The organism is Ruegeria sp. I3, from assembly GCF_056532525.1.
The window spans coordinates 521,543-544,348 of the sequence record NZ_JBQFNI010000001.1; the positions used below are offsets into that span (position 1 = coordinate 521,543).

The window sequence follows — 22,806 nt, forward strand, 5'->3', positions numbered from 1 at the left end:
GCGTCGCGCCGCCAAACGGCGTGCAACTCTGACTGAGTGACTTGAAACCCGCTTCCAGGGCATTTCTGGTTCTTGATCCCTGACAGCCGCAAAAACGGCGCTGAGAAAGCGTGATTTCGATTTCATATCCATTGTCCTGCTTCGATAGGGCGGTCGCCCTGTTCCCGTTTATGAAGCCAATGTGACGCTGATTTGCGGCGCCTATAAGGCTGATCCGGGTTGAATTGAGGACAAATTGAAGGTTACAGGTACCTCTTAGTTGCTTCCGCCCATGCCATGACGACCCCACTTGGGGTAACCGTCTGTGCATTGGCGAAAATTTGAGACGATTCTGACTCTGATAAACACAAGAAATGTGGCAGAAACTGGGCAAAGCTGCCTTAATCTGGGCCAGATTTACAACCTGATAGCGGAAATCAATCTGCCGTAGTCGGCCTCTTTGGCATGGGTCGAACGCCGGTAGGAATAAAACCTGTCGGGGTCGGAATAGGTGCAGTGACGGACCCACTCGGCCTGGCCGATACCAGCTTCGCGCAGACGATGCAGGCCAAAGGCGGGCAGGTCGAAATGCATCCGGTCACCTTTGCCATTTGCAAAAAAACGCGCGTTCTCTGGCGTGTCAGCAAGGAAGTCGTCCAGAAACTCTGAGCCGACCTCGTAAGCGCGTTGTGAAATCGTGGGGCCGATTACGGCAACTGTGTTATCCCGGTTGGCTCCGAGCGCTTCCATCGCGTCCAGTGTTGATTCCAGCACACCATCCAACGCGCCGCGCCAACCTGCATGTGCGGCCCCGATCACATTTGCGTCAGGATCCGCGAACAGCACCGGCTGACAATCAGCGGTTAATATTGTAAGCGCCAAACCCGGCGTTGATGTGACAACCGCGTCAGCTTTAGGTTTGTCACCCGTCATCGGCCCATCGACTGCAATCACGGTCGGCGAATGCACTTGATGCACACCGATCATCGCCTCAGGTGCCACTTCCATCGCATCGGCGACGCGCCGACGGTTCAAAGCTACGGCCTCAGTCAAATCTGTCGACCCGGTTCCGCAGTTGAGTCCTTCGAAGATACCAGAAGATGCGCCACCGCGGCGGCTGAAGAACCCGTGTCGTACGGGGGACAGCATGTCTGAGGTAATGATTTCCAGTGTCATGGTTCCAGTCCCGGTGGCGGCGTGGCGTTTGGCGGATAAAGGCCCAGTACTTTGAACAGGTTTCCCATTTCGTCGGGGTGCGTCAACCGTCGATGTGCAGTGACCAGCGTCTCAAGCTGTGACCCGCTGAGAGGGGCGGCAAGCGATTGCGCGCGCGCAGTGATCCCGAGCCGTTCAAGAAACACCCCCTGCGGGGTCAGTTTTGTATATGCGCAGCCCGAAGCATGAGACGCCTTCGCCAAGACCTCAAAGTCGACATGTGTGGTCAGATCCGCCTGACCGGGCTGATCCAGGGGATCGACACGTTCATGAGCTTGCAACGCCTGCAATGTGTCGCCAAGCGAGCGCCAGTCACCATAATCGATGATCAGCGCGGCTCCGCCGTTACGAGCGATCTGCCCGGCAACAGAGTACATAATGGAACTGGCAGTAGCGCACAGTTCTACCAGATCTCCGTCCTGCGTATCCTCGACACGTTCGCTGAGCGCAGCTTGTGCCGATTGCGCACCAAGACCGAACGCAAGCGATGCACCATTTTTGCCAACTAACCTCTCGCGCCAACCTTCGCCTTCGCGCAGGAACTGGCGGATGGGCAGGGCATCAAAGAACTCGTTTGCCACCAGAAACAGAGGAAGATATTCAAGATCAGAAATTGCCTCGATCCACTGAGGTTCATACCCTTGCAGTGCCTTGGCTTGTACGTCGCGCAATACAGGTGAAGCTTCGAGCAATGCGATCTTGGCCGCTTTGTGAAAGCCAGGCACACTTTGAGTGGCGCGCAGGATGTCTGCCATCAGGGTGCCACGACCAGGGCCAAGCTCGGCCAGAACAAACTTTTCGGGTTTGCCTTGTACCAGCCAGCATTGCGCCAGACACAGTCCTATAAGCTCTCCGAACATCTGACTGATTTCAGGCGCTGTAATGAAATCGCCTTGAGCGCCCAGCGGATCGCGGGTTGTGTAGTACCCAAGTTCCGGGTGCATAAGGCACTCGGTCATGTAGTCGGCGATGGTCATAGGGCCATCATTCTGGATGCGCAGGAGCAGACGATCCTTCAGGTTCATGATCTGCGTTGTGCCCGAATTGCGAACCAAAAGCCAAGTGCAATCATTGGTAGCGACAAGAGTTGCCCCATCGTCAATCCATATCCGCCAACATGCCACGCCAGCCCTAGCGGATTCCCGGGCGATACAAATTGCGCATCGGGTTGGCGGAAGAATTCGACAAAAAACCGCGATGCGCCGTAGCCAGCCAGAAATACGCCCATAACCAGACCTGGTTTTTGAAACGCGCCGCGCCGGTAGGCCAGCCATATCAGAATCGCCCCGAGGATCAGACCCTCAAGTGCTGCCTCATACAGTTGCGAAGGGTGGCGGGCGCACATCCCCGCAACAACGCCGGGGCAATCCTGGGCCGCAGTTCCGGGAAAGATCACCGCCCATGGCAATTCGCTGGGTCGACCCCAAAGCTCGGCATTGGTGAAATTCGCCAATCGTCCCAGCAACAACCCAGGCGGCACTGTGTAGGCAACCAGATCACCCAGCGAAAGAATCGGTGTAGCGTGGCGCCTGCCGAACAGATACGTGGCGATCACCACGCCTAACAGGCCGCCATGGAAGGCCATGCCACCCTGCCAAACCATCAGAATTTCCAGTGGATACGCAAAATAATATGCGGGTTGATAGAAAAGGACGAACCCCAATCGACCACCAAGAATTACACCCAGTATGATCCAGGTGACCAAATCCTCAAGCTGATCGGGTTGCATCGGTGGTGTGTCATCAGCCCAAAGCACAGGCCGCCTAAGCGCCATCAGCGCCATGCGCCAAGCAATCAGGATGCCGACGATATAGGCCAGCGCATACCACCTGAGCGCAAACTCCATCCCGAACAGAGAGATCGAGAAAATTTCGGGTGACAGATCGGGGAAATTCAAAACAGCCTGCATGTGCGTCTCATTGCCCGGGGTTTGCGTGGCAAGTCAACCTTGAGCCCGGGCCAATCTTTACCCATATAGAGAGCAATCGCGAAATCGGAGAAAGCCCATGCAAACCCGTAACAAGATTCTGGACGATATGTCTCAACTGATGACCAATGCCATGGGTGTGGCGCAGGGGGCACGAGAAGAGGCCGAGAATGCGATGAAATCCATGATGGACCGCTGGCTGGCCGACCGGGATTTCGTAACCCGTGAAGAATTTGATGCTGTGCGTGCCATGGCGCAGAAAGCGCGCGAAGAGAACGGTGCACTTGAACAGCGAATTGCCGCGCTCGAGGCGAAGCTGGACAAGTAGCGTCCGCAGGAATTTAAGATTTTGAGTAAAAGCATCCGCCGCGCAATCCGAACTTGGATTGTGCAGTGTCGTGCATTTTGCCGCTCTGCAGAAATTTATCAAGACAAAGCTGCATCCAACGCCAATATTTTGATCGGCGTTGCCAACTGTCCACAACTTATTGCTGTTATCCCCAATAAATAGGGTTGCCAGAGCTGTGCTCACATCGCACCATATTTAGTACAGGCAGACTGGGGAAGCCCGGCTTGTAGAGCAGGCAACTAGCGCTGGGGCGCTGCCAGCCCCAAAATGCTAGAGATTAGTGAGGTGGCATTATGGCCCTTTCCGAGCAGTATCTCGAAGAAGACCTTCATCCGATCGACATTGTTGAACATCTTGCAGAACATCACGACTGGGATTTTGACCGGATCGGGGATGATCAGATTGCGATGGCTGTCGAAGGACAGTGGCGCACATATTCGATAACTTTGGCCTGGTCGAATTACGATGAAACGCTCCGCATGGTGTGTTCCTTTGAGATGGAGCCTCCGGCCGAGCGCGAAACCGAGCTTTATGAACTACTGAACAAGATGAATGATCAGTGTTGGGCCGGGGCGTTTACCTACTGGGCCAATCAGAAATTGATGGTCTATCGCTATGGCTTGGTGCTGGCCGGTGGTCAGACGGCCAGCCCGGAACAGATCGATACCATGATCACCGCGGCGGTACTGAGCGCCGAGCGCTATTACCCCGCGATCCAACTGGTGACCTGGGGAAACCGAGACCCCGAAGAGGCGATGCAAGTCGCCATTGCAGAGGCCTACGGCCGCGCGTAAAGCTTTGCCCCGAACCATAGGGGAGGGGCAATCATGGATATCTCGCGAGTTGCAGAACAGGGGCTTGTGCTTTTGGGATGCGGCAAGATGGGTTCAGCAATGCTTGCGGGTTGGTTGGAACATGGCCTGCCCGCAGCATCTGTTTGGGTGATTGATCCTTACCCCTCGGATTGGCTGAAGGCGCAGGGCGTCAACATCAACACTCCTCTCCCCGAGGCACCCGCAGTTGTACTCGTAGCGGTCAAACCACAGATGATGGGCGAAGCCCTGCCAGCCATTCAAGCGCTGGGCAATGGTGACAGTCTTTTCATATCGGTCGCAGCGGGTACGTCGCTGGCCACTTTCGAGAACGTCTTTGGGGCAGATACGCCGATCATCCGTGCGATGCCAAATACGCCTGCGGCGGTTCGGCAGGGGATCACGGCGCTGATTGGGAATGCCAACACCTCGGACGCGGATATCCTACTGGCTGAAGACCTGCTTTCGGCCATTGGTGAGACGGTTCGATTGGATGATGAGACGCAGATGGATGCCGTCACCGGGGTCAGCGGTTCGGGCCCGGCCTATGTATTCCACCTGATCGAAACACTGGCGCAAGCTGGCGAAGCGCACGGCTTACCGCCGGAACTGGCGATGAAGCTAGCCAAATCAACCGTCGCTGGGGCAGGGGCGTTGGCGATGGCCGCTGACGAGCATCCGTCTCAATTGCGGGTCAACGTCACCTCTCCCAACGGCACCACTCAGGCCGCACTGGAGGTGTTGATGCATGAAGAAGAGGGTTTCCCAGACCTGCTACATCGTGCCGTCAAAGCTGCAACCGACCGATCTAAGGAGTTGTCTCGTGAGTGAGATTTCATTCGACGAATTTCTCAAAGTCGACATTCGTGTAGGTGAGGTGATACGCGCCGAGCCGTACCCGGAGGCCCGCAAGCCCGCGATCAAGCTGTGGGTCGATTTTGGCGATGAGATCGGTGAGCGCAAAACTTCAGCCCAGATCACCGCGCACTACGATCCGGCGACGCTGGTGGGCAAGCAGGTGATGGCCGTGGTCAACTTTCCCCCGCGCCAAATCGGTAAATTCATGTCCGAGGTATTGGTGTTGGGTCTTCCTGACGAAAACGGTGAGATCGTGTTGATAGGCCCCGATGGCGCTGTGCCCATCGGTGGAAGGATGCATTGATGAAACTGCTGATTGCCCGACCGATGACTTCGGCTGTCCAAGTGCGCGCCCGTGCCGAATTCGATGTGGAATTCCGCAGTGAAACCACGCCTATGACGCATGAAGAAATGTTGCGGGCGCTGACTGAGTTTGACGTTGTGGTCCCAACGTTGGGCGATCAGTTTTCGGCAGAGATCTTTGCTAAGGTGCCAGAGCCTCGCTGTAAACTGCTGGCAAATTTTGGCGTTGGTTACAATCATATCGACGTGGACGCCGCACATGCTGCCGGAGTCGCGGTTACCAACACGCCGGGTGCCGTCACCGATGCCACCGCCGATATTGCCATGACACTTTTGCTCACTACGGCCCGCCGTTCAGGTGAGGGGGAAAGGTTGGTCAGGTCAGGCCAGTGGCAGGGGTGGCATCCTACACAGATGCTGGGCCACCACGTGACCGGCAAAAAGGTGGGCATCGTTGGAATGGGCCGCATAGGACAGGCTATTGCTCGGAGGTGTCATTTCGGATTTGAAATGGCCGTCGCCTATCAATCACGCGGTCCAAAACAGCTGGACTTCCAAGCAGAGTACATCCCTGAACTCAATGCATTGGCTGCGGCAGTGGATTTTCTTGTCATAGCCGTCCCCGGAGGAGTTAAAACACGACACTTGGTCAACGCGCAGATTTTGGCTTCGATGAAGCCCTCGGGCATTGTGATAAACATTGCGCGCGGTGAAGTTGTGGACGAAGCCGCCTTAATCCAAGCGCTTCATGCGGGTCAGATTGCTGGCGCTGGGCTGGATGTCTACGAGTTCGAGCCCAAGGTGCCGCAGGCCTTGTGTGACATGGAAAATGTGACTCTGCTGCCCCACCTCGGCACCGCGACCGAAGAGGTACGCACCGATATGGGTCACATGGCGTTGGACAATGTCGCGGCGTTCGTGGCCGGGCGAACGTTACCCAACCCGGTTTAGGAACCCACCGCCTCGCGCCAGTGTTTGCGGCAGAGCGAGACATAAGTCTCGTTCCCGCCAATCTGGACCTGCGCCCCTTCGGTGATGGCGTTTCCGTTTTCATCCTGACGAATCACCATCGTCGCCTTGCGCCCGCATTCGCAGATGGTGCGTACTTCGCGCATCTCATCGGCCAGAGCCAACAATGCTGCCGACCCGGGGAACAGTTTACCCTGAAAATCCACCCGCAACCCGTAGGTCAACACTGGGACCTTCAGATCATCTACGGCGCGCGCAAGTTGCCAGACCTGCTCTTCCGAAAGAAACTGGGCTTCATCAATGAATACGCAGGCGATGCCCCCTTGTGTCAGGCGGTTTTCGATCATGGCAAACACATTGTCGTCGGGACGAAACATGTCCGCTCGTTCCGAGATTCCGATTCTTGATGCGATCCGCCCCTCACCGGCGCGTCCGTCAATGGCGGCTGTCATCAGGTAGGTATCCATGCCGCGTTCGCGATAGTTATGCGAGGCCTGCAGCAACACGGTCGATTTGCCCGCGTTCATAGTCGAATAGTTGAAATAGAGCTTTGCCATGCCGTGGGTCTAATTCGCATGTGCTGCCTGGGCAAGCCGTCTCATGGGGGTAAATCGACGCCACCATCGCTACAGCTGAGGTTGAGCAAATGCTCTTGGGGATGGATTACCTCGCCTTCGCGACAGCGGCGTCGTCGGCCTACAAGTGGCCTATACAATGCAAGGCTAAAATCCTGCCCCGCATACACTCTTTACCGGCTCGAACGGCCGCCACTCACTCACAAAATCCCTGCATATCTGAGGGATAGTCAATTATTGCCATTTCAATTATGAATCGAATATGGGAAATTTCCCTACCCTTTCCCCCAGCATGGACAGGCAGAGGGGGCAGGGCGCAGGTAACAAGGGTAGCAAAATGGCAGATATCGGGGCCTATCTGAAAAAGCATACCGAAGCATTGGTTAAGGATGTCGGAATCGAAGCAGCGTGCGAGATCACCGGGAAATCCAAAGCCACGCTTGGCAGGTACTATTCAGACAACGCAGAACATTCTGACCGGTTCATGCCGGTGGATGCTGTTGCCCGGTTGGAAAACGCGGCTGCCTATCCGCACGTGACTGCGGCATTGGCGGATTTGAAGAATATCACGCTTTCTTACGATGGACGAAACTCGGACAGCCCACGTACGGGCGGGGTAAATTCCGATGTCATTGCGCTGAGCCAGCGGTTTGCCATGCTGATGACGGAATATCAGTCGGCGATAGAAGATGGCATCATCACGGTGAACGAGGCCAAGCGACTGTTGAAAGAAACCAGTATGCTGCAGCAGGTGCTGATTGAGATGAAGCTGCATCTGGAAGAGGAAAGCGTTAGCTGACTGTCCCGCACAGGGCAAATGGGAGAGCGCTATCTCGGTAAGTCGTCCCCATTCGTGACCAATAATGGGACCTGAGCCACTCGCGAGGCACAGATCCTTTCATTTCTGTCTTGGTTTCGGGCTACTTTTTACCCTTTCCCCCGCCTTTTCCGGGCTTGTCACCTCCCTTGCCACCGCCTTTTCCGGGCTTGTCACCCCCGTGGTGACCACCTTTGCCACCGCCTTTACCGGGTTTGTCACCTCCGCCGTGGCCACCTTTGCCTCCACCGTCGCCTGGACTGTTTCCGCCATCACCCGGATCACTACTGCCGCCAGAGTTTCCTCCGCTGTTGCCTGGGCTACCTCCACTGTTGTCCGAACTTCCGCTTCCGTTTGCGTCACCCGAGTTGGAGGATGGATCGCTGCTGCGATCTTCCCCGGCATTCGTGTTAGAGATCGATGCTGTGGGCAGATCGCTCAATAGCTGGGTCAGCCCGGGACATTGCGCCGAAGTGTTCTGCAGAATCGAAGCAAAATCAGATCGTGTTTGCAGATGTGATACAAATCCTCGCGTTACCTGCGAACAGCCGCAGAGCGTGTCAAAATCGCCTTCATTGGCGGCAACACGCGCGGTGTTGACTGTACAGGTTTGCGGTTCTGCGATTGCCGCGCCGGTCGCCATGACCCCAATGAAAGGTGCAGCAACCAGCGCGGCCAGTCCAAAGCGAATATTATTTCCCATAACAGCGGGCTCCCATAACTACATCACTCGGATGCGCAGGGCATCCGGGTTTCGATGTGTCGGTCAGAGATGAAGGAGCCGTTGAGCCCGTCTGAATAATTCTTGAGAAAGCGGTTTGGTCTTGCAGCGATTCCAGCAGCGCAGTTAAGGCGCGCGCTTATTGATGCCGTTTGACGATCACGGAACCCACCGAATACCCGGCTCCGAACGAGCAAATCAGGCCCACATCGCCCGCATCCAGATCGTCTGAGTGTTTCGAGAAGGCGATAATCGACCCGGCGGATGAGGTATTGGCGTAGTCTTGCAGAATGTTGGGTTGCTCACCCGGTTCTGGCTCACGCCCCAGAACCTTCTTACCGATGAAGTCGTTCATCGTTTTGTTGGCCTGATGCAGCCAGAGGCGTTTTAGATCATCACTACTGATGCCCTCTGCCTCCATATGGTCACTGATATGTTTGCTGACCATGGGCAGGACCTCTTTGAACACCTTGCGACCATTCTGCATGAACTGCATGTCGCGGCGATCCACCAGGCCATCGGGGCGCGATCGGCGGAGGAAGCCGTTGTTGTTGCGGATATTGTTGGAAAACGCAGTTGCGCACCGGGTCGAGACAATCTCGAAATGTGGGCCTTGGGCGTCTTCGATCCGCTCGATCAGAGTAGCGGTCGCGACATCGCCAAATATGAAATGGCAATCCCGGTCGCGCCACTCAAGATGACCCGAGCAGATCTCGGGGTTGACGACCAGCGCCGCCCGGACCGAGCCCGAGCGCACCATATCCGCCGCCGCCTGAATGCCGAATGTGGCCGAGGAACAGGCCACGTTCATGTCAAACCCGAATCCGCTGATCCCCAATGCCTGCTGAATCTCGATCGCAATTGCAGGATAAGCACGTTCATGGTTCGAAGCGGCGCAGATCACCAAATCGACATCCTCGGCGCTGCGCCCCGCTTGTGCTAGCGCCTTAAGGCACGCATCCACCGCCATCTCGGTCATGATCCCAGGCTCGTCGTCGCTACGCTGGCGCAGCGCGGGATGCATGATCTCGGGGTTCAAAACACCGGTCTTGTCCATCACATACCGGTTTTCGATCCCTGATGCCTTCAGGATGAACTCTTCCGAGGAATGCTGCTTCGGTTCCATGTCGCCCGCTGCAATCGCATCCGCGTTTTCGACGTTCATCCGGTCGGCATAGGCATTGAACGCTTCCACCAGTTCGGCGTTGGTTATGATGTTTTCTGGTGTATAGACACCGGTCCCGGTGATGGCAGGAGTGTACATGGCTGGCCCTGAGTTCATGATCTGCACAAAATGCAGTCCCTATTCGTATTGATCAAGATGTGTTGACCCAAGGGAATGCATCGCCCCTCGCTTCATAACTTGAATAGTTCAAAATTCGAAGTATATTTCGCCGCGACTCGCACGGAAAAGAATCATGTCAGACGATATCAGCATGCGGTTAGGACGCCTCAGCCCTGAGATTCAGGCGATGATGGGGGTCTACGCGCTTTATTGGAAACTGGAAGAGAGCTTTGACAGCATCGAAACAGACCTGAGCCATCAGGAATGCCACATGCTAATCAAGCTCGATGTGCCCAAACGTATGGGAGTGCTGGCCGCAGATATGTTGACAGTGCCGTCAACGATTACGGCGACCGCCGATGCACTTGAACTGGCGGGGCACCTGACCCGACAGCGTGATCCCGAAGACCGTCGCGCCTGGCTTTTGGTGCTGACCGAACAGGGCGAAGAGGCCCGCAATATGCTGGTGGCCGTGGCGGGTGAGCTTTTCCACAGCGCATCGGGTCTGAACACCGAAGAAACCGCCGAGTTCGCACGGCTGGCTCACAAAATCCGTGACAACATTCTGAAAACCGGAATTCCCGAGGGATTGACGAAATGAAACTCCTGACCTCTGTTTGCCTCGCACTGTCCTTGTTGACTGCGCCTGCCATGGCGCAAGAGCCTGCCAAGCCTGTGAAACTGATGCAGGTAAGCGAAACCTCTCCCGGCTTTTCGCGCCAATTCTTTGGTCGGATCGCCGCTCGTCAGACCGTTGATCTGGCGTTTCAGGTCGCAGGGCAGATCGTTGAGATGCCTGTGACCGAAGGCTTTGTAATCCCAAAGGGTGAGTTGATTGCCCGCCTTGATCAGGAACCGTTCGAACTGCAGCGCGACCGGACACGCTTGCAAAAAGATCAGGCGGATCGAACACTCGCCCGCCTGTCGCGTCTGCGTGGTACCGCAGCCAGCCAGGTCGCCGTCGATGATGCCGAAACAGCTGCGCAATTGGCTGCGATTGCTGTTCGAGATGCAGAATATGAACTGGAGCATGCGACGCTGACCGCTCCGTTTGACGCGCTGGTTTCAAGCCGCGCAGTTGAGGCGTTTACAACTGTTTCTGCGGGTACTCCGATCGTGCGGATTCACGATATGTCTGAACTGCGTATCGAGGTGGATGTGCCCGAAATCCTATTTCAGCGGTCCGGACAGCAGGACGACATCACGATTACTGCCAAGTTCCCTGTCAGCGATGAGATCTTTCCGCTGGAAATAAGGGAATTCGATGCTGAATCCTCAAGCGTGGGCCAGACCTTTCGCATCCAGTTCGGTTTGACACCGCCCGAGGGATTGCAGATTCTTCCCGGTTCCTCCGTGACCGTCACGGTGCAGGTGCAGGATGAACGCACCGGGATCATCATCCCGCCAACGGCGGTAGTTGCTGATGCCAGCGGCGCGCTGGGCGTTTTGGTCTTCTCGCCGGCTGGCGCCGACGAGGGCACCGTCCGCCGGGTTCCCGTGACTGTTGAACCTACGCAGAGCGGCGATGTCCGCGTACTCACCGGCTTGACGGATGGAGACGAAATCGTCGTCGCCGGTGGGGGTGCATTGTCCGATGGTCAAACTGTCCGCCGCTTTGTCGGCTTCTCGAACTGAGGGCGGTTTCATGAGCATCGCACGCGCTTCGATCGACCGGCCTCTCTATACGTGGCTGTTCATCCTGATTGCCCTGTTCGGCGGCATTTGGGGTTTCACGTCGCTAGGTCGCCTTGAAGACCCGGCCTTCACCATCAAACAGGCGGTGATCGCCACGCAATATCCCGGTGCGACTGCCGAACAGGTGGCGCTGGAGGTTTCAGAACCGCTGGAATCTGCCATTCAGCAGATGGGCGAGGTGGATGTCATCACCTCGGTCAACCAGCCGGGACAGTCGCTGATCGAGGTTGAGATTAAATCCACCTATGACGGCAGTGAGTTGCCCGACATCTGGACCCGTCTGCGCGCCAAGGTGCGCGATGCAGCACGCGGTCTGCCTTCGGGCGTGGGTGCGCCTTATGTGAATGACGGGTTCGGGGATGTGTTCGGCCTGTTCTATGCCGTTACGGCAGAAGGGTTTTCTGACGCCGAGAAGCACGAACTGGCGACCTTCCTTCGCCGCGAATTGCTGACGGTAAGCGGTGTTGCAGATGTCGAGGTTCAGGGCTTGCCGGATGAGGCGATCTTTATTGAGCCGGACCTGTCGATCTCGGTCAATCAGAACGTTCCGCTGCAGGCGATCAACGAAGCTATCGCAAACGCAGACTCGGTCAACGCTTCGGGTTCGCTGCGATCCAATAGTGACCGCACCACGATCTTGACGGCCGAGGGCTCGGACAGCGTGTCGGCGATCGCCGGCCTGTCGGTTGGATCGCAGGGGCAGGTGATCAATCTGTTTGATATGTCAGATGTCTATCGCGGGCGGCAGAATGATCCCGATATCATGATCCGATTCAACGGCGCTGAAGCTTTCACGCTGGGTATCGCTGGGCTGGCCACTGAAAACATCGTCGAAGTCGGGCAGCGTGCAGATGCCAAACTGGCCGAACTGGATTCCGAAATACCCTTTGGTGTCGAAATCCTGCCCATCTATCAGCAGCATGTTGTTGTCGATGAGGCCTCGAACGCCTTCCTGCTGAACCTCGCCATGTCAGTCAGCATCGTGGTCGCGGTTCTGGGCATTTTCATGGGCTGGCGTGCGGCCATCGTCGTGGGTTCCACACTGTTGCTGACCGTTGTGGGTACTTTGCTCTTCATGTCGATGTTCTCGATCGAGATGGAACGGATCTCGCTGGGCGCTCTGATCATCGCCATGGGGATGCTGGTCGACAACGCCATCGTGGTAGCCGAAGGAATGCAGATTTCGATGTTGCGGGGAAAATCCTCGCGCGATGCTGCGGAAGAGGTTGCGTCAAAAACGCAGATCCCACTTCTGGGCGCGACGGTGATCGGGATCATGGCTTTCGCCGGGATCGGGCTCAGTCCTGACGCGACCGGGGAATTCCTGTTCTCGTTATTTGCCGTGATCGGCATTTCACTACTGCTGAGCTGGGTTCTGGCCATCACGGTGACACCTTTGCTTGGGCACTATTTCTTCAAGCAGGGCAAAGAGGGTGAGGTGGATGCCTATGGCGGCATCCTGTTCCGCGTCTACGGTGCAATCCTGAACTGGGCGCTTCGGTTCCGATGGCTGGTAGTGGCCGGGTTGATCGGGGTCACAGTCGTCTGTTTTGCGGGCTTTGGACTGATGAAACAGCAATTCTTCCCAAACTCGAACACGCCGTTGTTCTTCGTGCACTACAAGCTGCCACAAGGCACGCCGATCGCCCGCACGGCGGAAGATATGGCCGTATTCGAGGACTGGCTGGCCGAACGTGATGACGTCGTCTCGGTTGCCACATTCGTCGGGCAGGGTGCCACGCGGTTCATGTTGACCTACGCTGCCGAGAAGCCAAACCCAAGCTATGGACATATGATCATCCGCACCGAGGCTTTGGACGACATTCCTGCCTTGCAAGCCGATCTTGAGGAGTTCGGTTCAGCCCAGTTCCCCGAAGGCGAGTTCCGCACCAAACGCCTGATTTTTGGTCCCGGTGGCGGCGATCCAATCCAGGCTCGGTTCTCGGGTAGTGATCCGGTTGTTCTGCGTCAACTGGCCGAAGAAGCGGTACAGCGCATGTCAGCCGCATCTCCGAATGCGCTACATGTGCATCACGACTGGCGTGAGCAGGAATTGGCCGTGCAGCCGATCTATGCCACGGAGCGCGCCCAAACAGCAGGCGTATCGCGCGAAGACATTGCGGCTACGTTGCAGTTTTCGACCGATGGCATCACGGGCGGCGTTTTGCGCGAGCGCGACCGCCAGATCCCGATCATCTTGCGCCGCCCGGCGGATGGAGACTATTCGATCGTCGATCAGGTAGTTTACTCCGATCAGTCGGAACGTTTCGTTCCAATCGAGCAGATGGTGGACGGCTTCGACTACAAGGCGCTCAATACGCTGGTTCATCGCCGTGACCGGGTGTTGACCATCACTGTTGGCGCGGACATCCCCCCTGACATGACCGCCGCGCAGGTCCACTCCGAAGTACGCAGTGCCATTGAAGCGATGGAACTGCCGATCGGCTATCGTATGGAATGGGGGGGCGAGTTCGAGGATTCAGGCGACGCTCAGGCCAGCCTTGGGCGGCAGTTGCCGCTGAGCTTGCTGATTATGGTGTTGATTTCCGTATTGCTGTTCAATGCAATCCGGCAACCGGTCATTATCTGGCTATTGGTCCCGATGTCCGTAAATGGCGTAGTTATCGGTCTGCTTGGAACAGGTCTGCCCTTCACCTTCACAGCGCTATTGGGGCTGTTAAGTCTCTCAGGCATGCTGATCAAGAACGGCATTGTACTGGTCGAAGAAATCGATCTGGTCCGCGCTACTGGTAAAGCCCTGCGTCCTGCGATTGTTGTGGCCTCTGTCTCGCGTCTGCGCCCGGTAATGTTGGCGGCGATCACGACGATTCTGGGGATGGCACCGCTTCTGACGGATGCGTTCTTTGTGTCCATGGCAGTCACAATCATGGGCGGTCTGGCCTTTGCCACGATCCTGACCATGGTTGCCGCACCTGTCTTCTACATGTTGTTTTTCAACCGTGAAGAAAAGCGACGTCTGGCTGCTGGTTGATCATCCGCCCGAATCCTCCTTTGGATCATAATGGTAATAAAAACAGGATAGCTTGTTGCCATCGGGGTCGCGCAGATAGGCCACATAGAATCCGGGCTCGTAATGGGGGCGGACACCAGGTTTGCCTTCATCTGCACCGCCGTTTTTCAAACCCGTGGCATGGAAACGCCGGACCTGATCGGCACTTCTGGCGGGAAAGGCGATCATCGTGCCATTGCCGGTACTGGCGGGGGCTCCGTCAAAAGGTTTGCAGATCCAAAACCCGGTGCCGCTGTCGGGGTCGGAACCCCATCCGGCCCAGCCATCAATCCAACCGGGCAGGCGCGGCTGGCCAAGAACCGCGAAGATCGCATCATAAAAGCGGATAGCCCGAGGCAGGTCGTTGCTTCCGTATGTGGTGTAGAGGTCCATGAGCACTCCTTCCCCGCCCATCATGTGGGCGATGGGCAAGGAGGGGAAGAAAAAAGACCCCGGCCGAGGCCGGGGTCTATTCATTCATATCGTTGCCGGGGCTTAGCCCTGCAGCGATTTCACCTCAACATCGCCTTCGGCCTGCGCCTTGATCGCCAGCGCGGCGGCATAGCTTGCTGCGGCTGTGGTGTAATAGGGAATCTTGTCATACAGCGCGATCGACCGGATTGATCGGCTGTCTTCCACCGCCTGTGCGCCTTCGGTCGAGTTCATGACCAGCTGCACGCCACCGTCCTTCATCAGGTCGGTCACATCCGGGCGGCCTTCGTACACTTTGTTGACCACGCCGCACGGCACACTTTCTTCAGTCAGCCAGGCTTGTGTGCCGCGGGTCGCAACAAGCTCAAAGCCTTGCTCAACCAGAACACGCGCTGCTTCGAGCATATCCGGCCCTTTGTCCGCATCCTTGATCGAGATAAACGCACGACCTGCGCTGGGCAGCACCATACCGGCCCCCATTTGTGCTTTCAGGAAAGCGCGCGGGAAGTCGCGATCCCAGCCCATGACCTCTCCGGTCGAACGCATTTCAGGGCCCAGGATGGTGTCAACGCCGGGGAAGCGGGCGAAAGGCAAAACGGCTTCTTTCACCGAGAACCACGGCATGTCGGGGTCGGCCAGCGTCATCTGGTCGGCGATTTTGGTGTCATCGACCGTTTTGTACGGAGGGCGTTTCTGGAAGTTCGCCAGTTTCTCACCGGCCATTACACGCGCAGCGATAGAGGCAATGGCGCTGTCAGTGGCTTTAGCCACAAAAGGCACGGTGCGGCTGGCACGAGGGTTGACCTCAATCAGGTAAATCTCGTCATCCTTGATGGCGAACTGCACGTTCATCAGGCCGACGACATTCAGCGCCTTGGCCAGCTTGAACGCCTGATCCTTAATCTGTTCGATGATCTCTTTCGACAGCGAATAAGGCGGCAGCGAACAGGCCGAGTCGCCCGAGTGCACGCCAGCCTCTTCGATGTGCTGCATGATGCCTGCAACATGCACGTCGTTACCGTCGCACAGCGCGTCCACGTCCAGTTCGACCGCACCGGCCAGATAGCTGTCCAGAAGAACCGGGCTATCGCCCGAGACCACCACGGCCTCATTGATGTAGCGGCGTAGCTGATCCATATCGCGCACGATTTCCATCGCGCGGCCGCCCAGAACATAGGAGGGGCGGATGACCAGCGGGAAGCCGATTTCTTCGGCAATCTCCAGCGCCTTTTCGTCGGTCGAGGCGATGCCGTTCTTCGGCTGCTTCAGGCCCAGTTCATTGACCAGCGCCTGGAAACGCTCACGATCTTCGGCGAGGTCGATCGCGTCGGGCGTGGTACCGAGGATCGGGATACCTTCAGCCTCCAACGCATTGGCCAGTTTCAGCGGGGTCTGCCCGCCAAACTGAACGATCACTCCATGCAGCGTACCGGCTTCCTGTTCCTTCGTAAGGATTTCCATGACGTGTTCGAAGGTCAGCGGCTCGAAATACAAACGGTCCGAGGTGTCATAGTCCGTTGAGACCGTTTCGGGGTTGCAGTTGACCATGATCGTTTCGTAGCCCGCCTCGGTCAGCGCGAAACAGGCGTGACAGCAGCAGTAGTCGAATTCGATGCCTTGACCGATCCTATTCGGGCCACCGCCTAGGATGACGACCTTTTTGCGGTCGCTTGGACGCGCCTCGCATTCGACCTCACCCATCATCGGGGCTTCGTAGGTCGAGTACATATAGGGGGTCTGCGCCTCAAATTCCGCAGCGCAGGTATCGATGCGTTTGAAGACGGCATTCACACCCAGATTGCGGCGGGCGCGGCGGACGTTGTCTTCGTCACGGCCGGTCAGATTGCCCAGACGCGCGTCGGTGAATCCAAGCATTTTCAGTTTGCGGATACCGTCCTCGGTAACCGGCAGACCATCTTTGCGCACCTGACGCTCGGCCTCAATGATCTCACGAATGCGGGCCAGGAACCACGGGTCGAACTTGGTGACGCCGAAAATCTCATCGTCGGTCAGGCCGTGACGCATGGCCTGCGCGATTGTGCGCAGACGATCGGGGGTCTGCTGGCTGATCGCCTTGATCACGGCGGCCTTGTCGTCGGCTTCTTCCCAGACTCCGACGTTCAGACCGGGGATTTCGATCTCATCAAAGCCTGTCAGACCCGACTCCATCGAGGCCAGAGCCTTTTGCATCGATTCGTGAATGGTGCGGCCGATGGACATGGCCTCACCCACCGACTTCATCGCGGTGGTCAGGTAGGGTTCGGAACCGGGGAATTTCTCAAAGGCAAATTTCGGGATCTTGGTGACAACATAGTCTATGGTCGGCTCGAACGAGGCTGGGGTGACCTTGGTGATGTCATTGTCTAGCTCGTCCAGCGTGTACCCAACGGCCAGTTTTGCGGCGATCTTGGCAATCGGGAAACCGGTCGCCTTCGAGGCCAGCGCAGAAGAGCGGGACACACGCGGGTTCATCTCGATCACGACCATACGACCATCAACCGGGTTGATCGCCCACTGCACATTTGACCCGCCGGTTTCCACGCCGATCTCGCGTAGCACCGCAATCGAGTGATTGCGCATGATCTGGTATTCTTTGTCGGTCAGCGTCAGGGCAGGGGCCACGGTGATCGAGTCACCGGTATGCACGCCCATCGGGTCGACGTTTTCGATGGAACACACGATGATGGCGTTGTCAGCGGTGTCGCGCACCACCTCCATCTCGTATTCTTTCCACCCCAGAAGACTTTCATCGATCAGGATCTGACCGACGGGGGACGCATCCATACCCGAGCGGCAAATATGGATATAATCCTCGCGGTTATATGCGACACCGCCGCCTGTGCCGCCCAGCGTAAAGGCGGGGCGGATGATGGCGGGCAGACCAACTGTTTCGAGGGTTTCAAGCGCCAGAGCCACACCGGCGTCGAGATCTTTCTTGCCGTTCTCATCCTTGGGGGCCGTCACGATCTCGGCCTTGGGGTTTTCGATGCCCAACCTATCCATCGCCTCGCGGAACAGGGCGCGGTCTTCGGCCATTTCGATCGCGTCTCGCTTGGCGCCGATCATCTCGACGTTGAACTTATCCAGCACGCCCATCTCTTCCAGCGCCAGCGAGGTGTTCAGGCCGGTCTGTCCGCCCATAGTGGGCAGTAGGGCATCGGGGCGTTCTTTTTCGATGATCTTGGCGACAACTTCGGGCGTGATCGGCTCGATATAGGTCGCATCGGCTAGCCCCGGGTCGGTCATGATCGTTGCAGGGTTCGAGTTCACCAGAATGACCCGATAGCCTTCCTCGCGCAGCGCCTTACATGCCTGAGCGCCGGAATAGTCGAACTCGCAGGCCTGACCGATAACAATGGGGCCTGCCCCGATGATCATGATCGACTGGATGTCGGTTCTTCTCGGCATGGCTTGGCCCCTTCAATTGTCCGCGAGTCAGGGCACCGCCCCAGCGCCCAAATTGTCCTGCGTTATAGGGACCGCGCGAAAAGGTGCAAGAGGTATCGGAAACGGGTTTGAAATTGCCGCTTTCCCCTCTTTCCCTTGGCGCGCTATTCTCTATACCGCGCAGCACGGCAAATGAGGATGCAATTGCGTATTCGTTTCGATCAAGGACCAGCTGGGCGCGTAACCCGGTTTGAGCGTCCGTCCCGGATTATCCGCGCGGATAACGCGGCGGAGGTGCCCCAGGCTCTGGCAGCGCTGGATCAGGCGCGCGCGGATGGGGCCTGGCTGGCAGGGTACGCAAGTTATGAGCTGGGCTACGTGCTAGAACCCCGTCTGGCAGACCGGCTGCCAGAAGGACGACGCCTGCCGCTACTGTGTTTCGGTGTGTTTGACGCACCGGATCGCGTTGGACTGCCAAAGGCGTCGGGCAGTGTCACTGCGTTTCAGCCCCGCTGGGACGAGGCGCGATATACGCAGGCCTTTCGTACGGTGCATGAGGCGATTGGTGCGGGTGACATTTATCAGGCAAATCTGACCTTCCCAATTGATCTCGATGTAACCGGAGACAGCGTCGCGCTTTATGCGGCGCTTGCGGCTGGTCAACCCGTCGGCCACGGCGCCTTGGTTGAGCAGGAGGGGCTGCCTGATCTGCTGAGCCGTTCGCCGGAACTTTTTTTCCGAACCGACGCCGAGGGCAAGATCGAAACGCGCCCGATGAAGGGAACGCAACCGCGCAGTGAGGACCCGGTCGAAGACGAGCGTCGACGCGCTTTTCTGTCTTCGGATGAAAAAAACCGGGCCGAAAATCTGATGATCGTCGATCTGCTGCGCAACGATATTAGCCGGGTCGCGCTGGCCGGATCGGTGAAAGTACCCGAGCTGTTCAAGGTTGAGACCTATGCGACTGTCCATCAGATGGTCTCGCTTGTGCAGGCGCAGTTACACCTTGGCGTAGGCCTTTCGGATATTCTGACCGCCCTGTTCCCGTGCGGATCAATCACCGGAGCGCCAAAGATTCGCGCGATGGAGATCCTGTCCGAACTGGAACCTTGGCCTCGCGATGTTTATTGCGGAACCATCGGTTGGGCGGCCCCGGACGGTCGGTCGGAATTCAACGTGGCCATCCGGACCCTCATGGTTGAAGGTGGCAAGGCGACCCTTAACGTAGGCGGCGGGCTGGTCTGGGACAGCACCGCGCCATCGGAATATGAGGAGGCGCTATGGAAAGCCCGCTTCGCCCACCAACTGAGCCTGATTTCCGTCTGATCGAAACTTTGGCCTACAGGCCGGGGCAGGGGTTCGTCAGGCTTGATCGTCATTTGGCCCGCATGGCGCGCACAGCACAGAAGTTCGGCATTGATTTTGACCGAACCGCCGCTTGGACGATTTTGGATGCGAGTTTGGGTGAGATTGCATTGCGCTGCCGTTTGACCTTGGACGCGGATGGCAAATTTGAACTGACGTCCGGAGAATTGGCTGCCAATCCGTCCGTCTGGCGTGTGGATTTGGCCAAACAGAGACTATCATCATCGGATATCTGGCTGGGTTACAAAACGACCCGACGGGCCGTCTATGACATGGCGCGGGCGGGCTTGCCGCTAAGTGTTGATGAGCTTTTGTTTTTGAACGAACGGGATGAGCTTTGCGAGGGAACTATCACGAACCTGTTCCTGACCATGCCCGACGGTAGACGACTGACGCCCTCACTGCGATGCGGATTGCTTCCCGGGGTTTTGCGCGAGGAATTGTTGGATAATAAAGAAGTTACCGAATCCGTTCTGACCTTGACCGATCTAAAAAACGCGCAATCTATCCACTGTGGAAATTCCCTTCGGGGGCTGATCCGTGCGGAGCTTGTGACACCTTGAGCAAAAATACCGAATGGGTGGAGACCCCTGTTACCAACTCACGCCTCAGGATTGAGTTTGTGCTCTTTTTTGTGGCGGTTCCCATAGCCATCGCGACATTGTTCCCGCCAAACTGGATGTTCCCCTCGCTTTTTGCGTTTACCGGACTGGGGATACTGCTGCTGCAGGATACGCCCGGTTTTTCCTGGGCGGAGCTTTGGTATGGCTGGCGAAACTGGTCGTGGACCGAAGTCTTTGCATTTACCCTGTTCATGGCTACCTTCTGTTCCGCCCTGGTGCTGTGGGCGCGACCGGATGCAGCCTTTGTTTTGCTGCTGCATCGGCCAGAGATGTTGATATTCATCTGTATCGGCTACCCGTTGTTGTCCGCTCTGCCACAAGAGCTGCTTTTCCGCTCTCTCTTTTTCCGACGCTATCACGCGATCCTACCTGAAGGGCGGGCCGCATACCTTTTGAACGCTGGCCTGTTTTCGCTTGCGCACCTCATGTACTGGAGCTGGGTCGTAGCCATCATGACTTTCGTCGGAGGCCTCCTGTTCACCTGGGCCTACCGCAAGCGCGGATCATTCTTTTACGCAGTTCTTCTGCACGCAATTGCCGGTAATATTATCTTTGCGGCAGGGCTGGGCGTCTATTTCTACTCGGGCAACGTGCAAAGGCCGTTTTGACGGCGCGACCCGCCTTGACTTTCCATGCCTGACGGGGTGTATCGGCGCGACGAATTCTGCGCCCGAAGGGATATGATCCATGCACGCCTATCGCAGCCACACCTGCGCCGCTCTGACCGCCGCCAATGTCGGTGAAACCGTCCGCCTGTCCGGTTGGGTGCATCGTGTCCGAGATCACGGCGGCGTACTGTTCATCGACCTGCGCGACCATTTCGGTATGACCCAGGTTTTGTGCGACGGCGATAGTGCGGCATTTGCTGAACTGGAAAAGGTACGGTCCGAGTGGTGCATCCGCATCGACGGCATTGTCAAAGCCCGCGACGCTGATCTCATTAACCCGAAACTGCCGACAGGCGAGATCGAGGTTTATGTGCGTGAGCTGGAGGTTCTTGGTGCTGCCGACGAATTGCCGTTGATGGTGTTCGGCGATCAGGAATACCCCGAGGAAACACGTCTGCGCTATCGCTACCTCGACCTAAGACGCGAGGCGATGCAGCAAAACATGACCCTTCGCTCGGACGTTGTCGCATCCATGCGTCGCCGGATGTGGGATCAGGGATTCCGTGAATATCAGACACCGATCATTACCGCATCGTCGCCCGAAGGCGCACGCGACTTTCTGGTCCCCTCGCGACTACATCCGGGCAAGTTCTACGCCCTACCGCAGGCCCCGCAGCAATTCAAACAGCTGATCATGGTGTCGGGCTTCGACAAGTATTTCCAGATTGCACCCTGCTTCCGCGATGAAGACCCGCGTGCAGACCGATCGCCCACGGATTTCTATCAACTCGATCTAGAGATGTCGTTTGTCGAGCAGCAGGATGTGTTCGACACCATCCAGCCCGTGCTGACCGGTGTGTTCGAAGAGTTCGGGGGCGGGCGCAAGGTCGATCAGGAGTGGCCGCAGATTTCCTACAAGGACTCAGCCCTGTGGTACGGCACCGACAAGCCTGACCTGCGGAACCCCATTAAGATGCAAGTGGTCTCTGACCACTTCCGCGGTTCTGGCTTCGCGATTTTCGCGAAACTGTTGGAGCAGGAAGGCACCGAAATCCGCGCTATCCCAGCGCCGAGCGGTGGCAGCCGCAAATTCTGTGACCGTATGAACGCATTTGCCCAGAAAGAAGGTCTGCCCGGTATGGGTTACATTTTCTGGCGTGATCAGGGCGAGGGTATGGAGGCCGCAGGTCCACTGGCCAAGAACATCGGCCCCGAACGCACCGAGGCGATCCGTCAGCAATTGGGTCTGGGCGTCGGTGATGCCGCGTTCTTCCTGGGTGGTAAGCCAAAAGCCTTCGAAAAGGTCGCTGGTAAAGCGCGTGATGTGATCGGCGAAGAACTTGGCCTCACCGAGAAAGACCGCTTTGCCTTTGCCTGGATCGTCGATTTCCCGATCTACGAGCAGGACGAAGAAACCGGTGCGATTGATTTCGAACACAACCCCTTCTCGATGCCGCAGGGGGGAATGGAGGCGCTGCAGGGCAATCCTCTGGACGTACGCGGGTATCAGTATGACCTGGCCTGCAACGGCTACGAGCTGGTGTCAGGTGCGATCCGGAATCATAAGCCTGAGATTATGTTGAAGGCCTTTGAACTGGCAGGGTACGGCGAAGACGAAGTCAAATCCCGCTTTGGCGCCTTGTTTAACGCCTTCCACTACGGCGCCCCGCCGCACGGCGGCTGTGCCGCAGGTATCGACCGGATCGTGATGCTATTGGCGGATGAGGCTAATATCCGCGAAGTCATGATGTTCCCGATGAACCAGCGCGCTGAAGACCTGATGATGGACGCGCCATCCGATCCGACCTCGGATCAGTTGATGGAACTGGGTCTCAGGATCATCCCGCAAGACTAAATCTAGCCGCCCGCCCTGAGC

At 57.2% G+C, this 22,806-nt stretch carries 21 protein-coding genes; 13 read left to right on the top strand and 8 right to left on the bottom strand.

Features of this window, described 5'->3' with window-relative positions; genetic code table 11:
* Positions 1-396: 396 nt before the first annotated feature.
* The 3 genes from pgeF to lgt are packed head-to-tail and all read right to left on the bottom strand — an operon-like array spanning position 397 to position 3,103.
* Positions 397-1,155, bottom strand: a complete 759-nt coding sequence (gene pgeF / locus ACR0L9_RS02730) for a peptidoglycan editing factor PgeF (protein WP_170392381.1) — start codon at positions 1,153-1,155, stop codon at positions 397-399.
* Positions 1,152-2,219 carry a class I SAM-dependent methyltransferase gene (locus tag ACR0L9_RS02735; protein WP_480894661.1) on the bottom strand — a complete coding sequence of 356 codons (1,068 nt, stop codon included), beginning with the start codon at positions 2,217-2,219 and terminating at the stop codon, positions 1,152-1,154. The genes pgeF and ACR0L9_RS02735 overlap by 4 nt, the downstream gene beginning before the upstream one ends.
* On the bottom strand, positions 2,216-3,103 hold the full coding sequence (lgt, locus tag ACR0L9_RS02740) for a prolipoprotein diacylglyceryl transferase (protein WP_480894664.1): 888 nt from the start codon (positions 3,101-3,103) through the stop codon (positions 2,216-2,218). The genes ACR0L9_RS02735 and lgt overlap by 4 nt, the downstream gene beginning before the upstream one ends.
* 97 nt (positions 3,104-3,200) lie before the next feature.
* Between lgt and ACR0L9_RS02745 the strand changes: the two genes are divergently transcribed.
* The 5 genes from ACR0L9_RS02745 (at position 3,201) to ACR0L9_RS02765 (ending at position 6,394) form a co-directional block, all read left to right on the top strand.
* On the top strand, positions 3,201-3,449 hold the full coding sequence (locus ACR0L9_RS02745) for an accessory factor UbiK family protein (protein WP_170512483.1): 249 nt from the start codon (positions 3,201-3,203) through the stop codon (positions 3,447-3,449).
* Positions 3,450-3,763: 314 nt separating this feature from the next.
* Entirely contained in the window at positions 3,764-4,264 is a 501-nt protein-coding gene (locus ACR0L9_RS02750; protein ID WP_010441802.1) for a type III secretion system chaperone family protein, read from the top strand.
* Positions 4,265-4,297: 33 nt separating this feature from the next.
* On the top strand, positions 4,298-5,113 hold the full coding sequence (proC, locus tag ACR0L9_RS02755; protein ID WP_480894666.1) for a pyrroline-5-carboxylate reductase: 816 nt from the start codon (positions 4,298-4,300) through the stop codon (positions 5,111-5,113).
* Positions 5,106-5,444, top strand: coding sequence for a tRNA-binding protein (locus tag ACR0L9_RS02760; RefSeq protein WP_170392371.1), 339 nt, complete (start codon positions 5,106-5,108; stop codon positions 5,442-5,444). The genes proC and ACR0L9_RS02760 overlap by 8 nt, the downstream gene beginning before the upstream one ends.
* Positions 5,444-6,394, top strand: coding sequence for a 2-hydroxyacid dehydrogenase (locus ACR0L9_RS02765; protein ID WP_170594589.1), 951 nt, complete (start codon positions 5,444-5,446; stop codon positions 6,392-6,394). The genes ACR0L9_RS02760 and ACR0L9_RS02765 overlap by 1 nt, the downstream gene beginning before the upstream one ends.
* Here ACR0L9_RS02765 and ACR0L9_RS02770 read toward each other — a convergent pair.
* Positions 6,391-6,969, bottom strand: a complete 579-nt coding sequence (locus ACR0L9_RS02770) for a thymidine kinase (RefSeq protein WP_170401790.1) — start codon at positions 6,967-6,969, stop codon at positions 6,391-6,393. The genes ACR0L9_RS02765 and ACR0L9_RS02770 overlap by 4 nt on opposite strands.
* 355 nt (positions 6,970-7,324) lie before the next feature.
* Between ACR0L9_RS02770 and ACR0L9_RS02775 the strand changes: the two genes are divergently transcribed.
* The gene (locus tag ACR0L9_RS02775) at positions 7,325-7,786 is read left to right on the top strand and encodes a hypothetical protein (protein ID WP_170392365.1); all 462 of its coding nucleotides are present in this window, start codon (positions 7,325-7,327) and stop codon (positions 7,784-7,786) included.
* Between the two features lie 121 nt (positions 7,787-7,907).
* Here ACR0L9_RS02775 and ACR0L9_RS02780 read toward each other — a convergent pair whose 3' ends face one another.
* Both ACR0L9_RS02780 and ACR0L9_RS02785 read right to left on the bottom strand, forming a co-directional pair.
* On the bottom strand, positions 7,908-8,507 hold the full coding sequence (locus ACR0L9_RS02780) for a hypothetical protein (RefSeq protein WP_480894669.1): 600 nt from the start codon (positions 8,505-8,507) through the stop codon (positions 7,908-7,910).
* Between the two features lie 157 nt (positions 8,508-8,664).
* On the bottom strand, positions 8,665-9,789 hold the full coding sequence (locus ACR0L9_RS02785) for a beta-ketoacyl-ACP synthase III (protein WP_480894671.1): 1,125 nt from the start codon (positions 9,787-9,789) through the stop codon (positions 8,665-8,667).
* Between the two features lie 154 nt (positions 9,790-9,943).
* On the opposite strand from ACR0L9_RS02785, the gene ACR0L9_RS02790 reads away from it, so the two are divergent.
* From ACR0L9_RS02790 to ACR0L9_RS02800, 3 genes are read left to right on the top strand one after another with little or no spacing between them, the layout of a single operon-like run.
* A complete protein-coding gene (locus ACR0L9_RS02790) occupies positions 9,944-10,411 on the top strand; it encodes a MarR family winged helix-turn-helix transcriptional regulator (RefSeq protein ID WP_170420601.1) in 468 nt (155 codons plus the stop codon).
* On the top strand, positions 10,408-11,445 hold the full coding sequence (locus ACR0L9_RS02795; protein ID WP_170564087.1) for an efflux RND transporter periplasmic adaptor subunit: 1,038 nt from the start codon (positions 10,408-10,410) through the stop codon (positions 11,443-11,445). Before ACR0L9_RS02790 ends, ACR0L9_RS02795 begins: the two co-directional genes overlap by 4 nt.
* 10 nt (positions 11,446-11,455) lie before the next feature.
* Positions 11,456-14,497, top strand: coding sequence for an efflux RND transporter permease subunit (locus ACR0L9_RS02800; protein WP_480894673.1), 3,042 nt, complete (start codon positions 11,456-11,458; stop codon positions 14,495-14,497).
* Here ACR0L9_RS02800 and ACR0L9_RS02805 read toward each other — a convergent pair whose 3' ends face one another.
* Both ACR0L9_RS02805 and carB read right to left on the bottom strand, forming a co-directional pair.
* Entirely contained in the window at positions 14,498-14,908 is a 411-nt protein-coding gene (locus ACR0L9_RS02805) for a VOC family protein (RefSeq protein ID WP_170401773.1), read from the bottom strand.
* A 102-nt stretch (positions 14,909-15,010) separates the two neighbouring features.
* Entirely contained in the window at positions 15,011-18,355 is a 3,345-nt protein-coding gene (carB, locus tag ACR0L9_RS02810) for a carbamoyl-phosphate synthase large subunit (RefSeq protein WP_170625208.1), read from the bottom strand.
* Between the two features lie 177 nt (positions 18,356-18,532).
* Here carB and ACR0L9_RS02815 point away from each other — a divergent pair, with 177 nt between their 5' ends.
* The 4 genes from ACR0L9_RS02815 (at position 18,533) to aspS (ending at position 22,785) form a co-directional block, all read left to right on the top strand.
* Complete coding sequence (locus ACR0L9_RS02815; protein WP_480894923.1) at positions 18,533-19,660, top strand: aminodeoxychorismate synthase component I; 1,128 nt, start codon at positions 18,533-18,535, stop codon at positions 19,658-19,660.
* Positions 19,615-20,262 carry an aminotransferase class IV family protein gene (locus ACR0L9_RS02820; protein WP_480894676.1) on the top strand — a complete coding sequence of 216 codons (648 nt, stop codon included), beginning with the start codon at positions 19,615-19,617 and terminating at the stop codon, positions 20,260-20,262. The genes ACR0L9_RS02815 and ACR0L9_RS02820 overlap by 46 nt, the downstream gene beginning before the upstream one ends.
* Complete coding sequence (locus ACR0L9_RS02825) at positions 20,259-20,930, top strand: CPBP family intramembrane glutamic endopeptidase (protein ID WP_480894678.1); 672 nt, start codon at positions 20,259-20,261, stop codon at positions 20,928-20,930. The genes ACR0L9_RS02820 and ACR0L9_RS02825 overlap by 4 nt, the downstream gene beginning before the upstream one ends.
* A 79-nt stretch (positions 20,931-21,009) precedes the next feature.
* On the top strand, positions 21,010-22,785 hold the full coding sequence (gene aspS / locus ACR0L9_RS02830; protein WP_480894680.1) for an aspartate--tRNA ligase: 1,776 nt from the start codon (positions 21,010-21,012) through the stop codon (positions 22,783-22,785).
* Positions 22,786-22,806: the final 21 nt, after the last annotated feature.

Bases quoted from the DNA above. Each gene is read 5' to 3' on its own strand.
- pgeF (WP_170392381.1), bottom strand. From the start codon at position 1,155: ATGACACTGGAAATCATTACCTCAGACATGCTGTCCCCCGTACGACAC.
- ACR0L9_RS02815 (WP_480894923.1), top strand. From the start codon at position 18,533: ATGCAATTGCGTATTCGTTTCGATCAAGGACCAGCTGGGCGCGTAACC.
- ACR0L9_RS02750 (WP_010441802.1), top strand. From the start codon at position 3,764: ATGGCCCTTTCCGAGCAGTATCTCGAAGAAGACCTTCATCCGATCGAC.
- proC (WP_480894666.1), top strand. From the start codon at position 4,298: ATGGATATCTCGCGAGTTGCAGAACAGGGGCTTGTGCTTTTGGGATGC.
- ACR0L9_RS02775 (WP_170392365.1), top strand. From the start codon at position 7,325: ATGGCAGATATCGGGGCCTATCTGAAAAAGCATACCGAAGCATTGGTT.
- carB (WP_170625208.1), bottom strand. From the start codon at position 18,355: ATGCCGAGAAGAACCGACATCCAGTCGATCATGATCATCGGGGCAGGC.
- ACR0L9_RS02735 (WP_480894661.1), bottom strand. From the start codon at position 2,219: ATGAACCTGAAGGATCGTCTGCTCCTGCGCATCCAGAATGATGGCCCT.
- ACR0L9_RS02795 (WP_170564087.1), top strand. From the start codon at position 10,408: ATGAAACTCCTGACCTCTGTTTGCCTCGCACTGTCCTTGTTGACTGCG.
- ACR0L9_RS02785 (WP_480894671.1), bottom strand. From the start codon at position 9,789: ATGTACACTCCTGCCATCACCGGGACCGGTGTCTATACACCAGAAAAC.
- ACR0L9_RS02780 (WP_480894669.1), bottom strand. From the start codon at position 8,507: ATGGGAAATAATATTCGCTTTGGACTGGCCGCGCTGGTTGCTGCACCT.
- ACR0L9_RS02800 (WP_480894673.1), top strand. From the start codon at position 11,456: ATGAGCATCGCACGCGCTTCGATCGACCGGCCTCTCTATACGTGGCTG.
- ACR0L9_RS02770 (WP_170401790.1), bottom strand. From the start codon at position 6,969: ATGGCAAAGCTCTATTTCAACTATTCGACTATGAACGCGGGCAAATCG.
- ACR0L9_RS02820 (WP_480894676.1), top strand. From the start codon at position 19,615: ATGGAAAGCCCGCTTCGCCCACCAACTGAGCCTGATTTCCGTCTGATC.
- ACR0L9_RS02745 (WP_170512483.1), top strand. From the start codon at position 3,201: ATGCAAACCCGTAACAAGATTCTGGACGATATGTCTCAACTGATGACC.
- aspS (WP_480894680.1), top strand. From the start codon at position 21,010: ATGCACGCCTATCGCAGCCACACCTGCGCCGCTCTGACCGCCGCCAAT.
- ACR0L9_RS02805 (WP_170401773.1), bottom strand. From the start codon at position 14,908: ATGGACCTCTACACCACATACGGAAGCAACGACCTGCCTCGGGCTATC.
- ACR0L9_RS02765 (WP_170594589.1), top strand. From the start codon at position 5,444: ATGAAACTGCTGATTGCCCGACCGATGACTTCGGCTGTCCAAGTGCGC.
- ACR0L9_RS02790 (WP_170420601.1), top strand. From the start codon at position 9,944: ATGTCAGACGATATCAGCATGCGGTTAGGACGCCTCAGCCCTGAGATT.
- lgt (WP_480894664.1), bottom strand. From the start codon at position 3,103: ATGCAGGCTGTTTTGAATTTCCCCGATCTGTCACCCGAAATTTTCTCG.